At 51.0% G+C, this 2,996-nt stretch carries 1 rRNA gene; it reads left to right on the top strand.

Annotation, left to right across the window (positions count from 1 at the left end):
• The first annotated feature begins 73 nt into the window (after positions 1-73).
• Positions 74-2,945: ribosomal RNA gene (locus BM269_RS28800) — 23S ribosomal RNA — on the top strand.
• The last annotated feature ends 51 nt before the right edge of the window (positions 2,946-2,996 follow it).

The following is a 2,996-nucleotide window of genomic DNA, read 5'->3' as shown; positions in this document are numbered from 1 at the left end:
ATCACTTAGGGTAGTAGTAAAACTCATCAAACACAGTAGTAAGTGCTTGAACTTGTAGCCGTCAAGGTTATAGGGACAAGTGAATAAGTGCACATGGTGGATGCCTTGGCGATTACAGGCGATGAAGGACGTAGAAGTCTGCGATAAGCTTCGGGGAGCTGACAAACAAGCATTGATCCGAAGATTTCCGAATGGGGAAACCCGGCCTTATAGGTCATCACTCACTGAATACATAGGTGTGTGAAGCGAACGCGGCGAACTGAAACATCTAAGTAGCTGCAGGAAAAGAAATCAACCGAGATTCCCAAAGTAGTGGCGAGCGAAATGGGAAGAGCCTGTACGTGATAGTCGATTGGATAATGGAACAGATTGGAAACTCTGGCCATAGCGGGTGATAGCCCCGTACATGAAATCCAAACGGTGGTACTAAGCGTACGACAAGTAGGGCGGGACACGAGAAATCCTGTCTGAACATGGGGGGACCATCCTCCAAGGCTAAATACTCGTAATCGACCGATAGTGAACCAGTACCGTGAGGGAAAGGCGAAAAGAACCCCGGGAGGGGAGTGAAATAGATCCTGAAACCGTGTGCATACAAACAGTCGGAGCCTCGTAAGGGGTGACGGCGTACCTTTTGTATAATGGGTCAGCGACTTACATTCAGTGGCGAGGTTAACCGAATAGGGGAGCCGTAGAGAAATCGAGTCCGAACAGGGCGCCAGTCGCTGGGTGTAGACCCGAAACCAAGTGATCTATCCATGGCCAGGTTGAAGGTGCGGTAACACGCACTGGAGGACCGAACCCACTAATGTTGAAAAATTAGGGGATGAGCTGTGGATAGGGGTGAAAGGCTAAACAAACTTGGAAATAGCTGGTTCTCTCCGAAAACTATTTAGGTAGTGCCTCAAGTATCACCGACGGGGGTAGAGCACTGTTATGGCTAGGGGGTCATCGCGACTTACCAAACCATTGCAAACTCCGAATACCGTTGAGTGCGAGCTTGGGAGACAGACATCGGGTGCTAACGTCCGGTGTCAAGAGGGAAACAACCCAGACCGCCAGCTAAGGTCCCAAAGATTGGCTAAGTGGAAAACGAAGTGGGAAGGCTAAAACAGTCAGGATGTTGGCTTAGAAGCAGCCATCATTTAAAGAAAGCGTAATAGCTCACTGATCGAGTCGTCCTGCGCGGAAGATGTAACGGGGCTAAGCCAGTCACCGAAGCTGCGGATATCCGCAAGGATATGGTAGGAGAGCGTTCTGTAAGCCTGCGAAGGTGTCTTGTAAAGGATGCTGGAGGTATCAGAAGTGCGAATGCTGACATGAGTAGCGATAATGCGGGTGAAAAGCCCGCACGCCGTAAGCCCAAGGTTTCCTGTTCAACGTTCATCGGAGCAGGGTGAGTCGGCCCCTAAGGCGAGGCAGAGATGCGTAGCTGATGGGAAGCAGGTTAATATTCCTGCACCGTCGTATGATGCGATGGGGGGACGGATCGCGGAAGGTTGTCTGACTGTTGGAATAGTCAGTTTCTGGTTCATAGAAGGCGCTTAGGCAAATCCGGGCGCGTAATTCAAGGGACTGGGACGAGTGAGCTTGCTCACGAAGCAATCGGAAGTGGTTCCAAGAAAAGCCTCTAAGCTTCAGTCATACGAGACCGTACCGCAAACCGACACAGGTGGGCGAGATGAGTATTCTAAGGCGCTTGAGAGAACTCGGGAGAAGGAACTCGGCAAATTGGTACCGTAACTTCGGGATAAGGTACGCCTCGGTAGTTTGACCACTTTACTGTGGAAGGACGAAAAGGTTGCAATAAACTGGTGGCTGCGACTGTTTAATAAAAACACAGCACTCTGCAAACACGAAAGTGGACGTATAGGGTGTGACGCCTGCCCGGTGCTGGAAGATTAAATGATGGGGTGCAAGCTCTTGATTGAAGTCCCAGTAAACGGCGGCCGTAACTATAACGGTCCTAAGGTAGCGAAATTCCTTGTCGGGTAAGTTCCGACCTGCACGAATGGCGTAACGATGGCCACACTGTCTCCTCCCGAGACTCAGCGAAGTTGAAGTGTTTGTGATGATGCAATCTACCCGCGGCTAGACGGAAAGACCCCATGAACCTTTACTGTAGCTTTGCATTGGACTTTGAACCAATCTGTGTAGGATAGGTGGGAGGCTTTGAAGTAGGGACGCCAGTTCCTATGGAGCCAACCTTGAAATACCACCCTGGTTTGTTTGAGGTTCTAACCTTGGTCCGTAATCCGGATCGGGGACAGTGCATGGTAGGCAGTTTGACTGGGGCGGTCTCCTCCCAAAGTGTAACGGAGGAGTTCGAAGGTACGCTAGGTACGGTCGGACATCGTGCTAATAGTGCAATGGCATAAGCGTGCTTAACTGCGAGACCGACAAGTCGAGCAGGTACGAAAGTAGGACATAGTGATCCGGTGGTTCTGTATGGAAGGGCCATCGCTCAACGGATAAAAGGTACTCTGGGGATAACAGGCTGATTCCTCCCAAGAGTTCATATCGACGGGGGAGTTTGGCACCTCGATGTCGGCTCATCACATCCTGGGGCTGTAGCCGGTCCCAAGGGTATGGCTGTTCGCCATTTAAAGTGGTACGTGAGCTGGGTTTAAAACGTCGTGAGACAGTTTGGTCCCTATCTGCCGTGGGCGTTGGAAATTTGAAGGGGGCTGCTCCTAGTACGAGAGGACCGGAGTGGACGAACCTCTGGTGTACCGGTTGTCACGCCAGTGGCATTGCCGGGTAGCTAAGTTCGGAAGAGATAACCGCTGAAAGCATCTAAGCGGGAAACTTGCCTTAAGATGAGATTTCCCAGAGCCTTGAGCTCTTTGAAGGGTCGTTCGAGACCAGGACGTTGATAGGTCAGGTGTGGAAGTGCAGTAATGCATTAAGCTAACTGATACTAATTGCCCGTACGGCTTGTCCCTATAACCTTGCCGGTTATACAGCACTTGCCTGTGTTTGAGACTACACCCCCC

The sequence above is a fragment of the Duganella sp. CF458 genome (assembly GCF_900113115.1).
Classification (GTDB): domain Bacteria; phylum Pseudomonadota; class Gammaproteobacteria; order Burkholderiales; family Burkholderiaceae_D; genus Rugamonas.
Note: the sequence above shows the minus strand (reverse complement) of the source record. Positions and strands in the feature narration are given on the sequence as shown.